A 643-nucleotide genomic window follows, 5' to 3' on the forward strand; every position below is an offset into this window, starting at 1 on the left:
GGGTGCGGAGGCAGGCAAATGCGAGGAATCGATTCTTCGGATACATTGGTGGTAAAATCCTCACCTGTGGAAACGGAAAAGCTTACTGCCCACCTTTATCCCGATGTGCATCCCAACAAACCCGGACGTTACCGTTATTTCAAAGAAATCACGATTGGGGATAATCGTGAAAAGAGTCTGTTAATGGCAGAGTTCCGTCTGGAAGATTAGCCTTGAATCTTCCAGTCGTCAATGGTCCCGGTCTGTGAAGAGAAGCTGGCACCTATTTTATAGATAAGTCGCCTGTCGGAAGCATACGGGCGTGCGTAGCCTTTTTCTTCTATCTGCTTTAGGGCTTCGTCTGCCGAACCGTCCAGTTTGAACTCAAAGATGTAGACGTAATCGGGTGTCTCTACGATGCAGTCCACCCGTCCTTCGCTCTGTTCCTTTTCGGTATAGACCGTGTAGACGCTGACCAAACGGAATATCAGGTAGAACGTATAGTGGAAATAACGCTCCCTTTCCCTCTCGTCCTGCTTGCGACGCATGGTGTAGGGGATGTCGGCAAGGAAGGAGGTGAACAGCTTATGCAGCTTGTCTGTATCACCTTCCTCCAGCGCATCGATAAGGTCTTGTATCCAACTGTTTACATTTTCCCGTTGGG

General features: G+C 49.1%; 1 protein-coding gene and 1 pseudogene. One reads left to right on the forward strand and one right to left on the reverse strand.

Annotated elements, in window-relative coordinates:
• Window positions 1-210, forward strand: a pseudogene (locus B5F78_RS17920) (hypothetical protein); the annotation flags it as partial.
• On the opposite strand, the gene B5F78_RS16660 reads toward B5F78_RS17920, so the two are convergent.
• The coding region (locus B5F78_RS16660; RefSeq protein ID WP_206421978.1) for a PD-(D/E)XK nuclease domain-containing protein at window positions 207-643 on the reverse strand (437 nt) is incomplete at its 5' end. The pseudogene B5F78_RS17920 and the gene B5F78_RS16660 overlap by 4 nt on opposite strands.

Source organism: Bacteroides sp. An279, assembly GCF_002159615.1.
Classification (GTDB): Bacteria; Bacteroidota; Bacteroidia; order Bacteroidales; family Bacteroidaceae; genus Phocaeicola; species Phocaeicola intestinalis.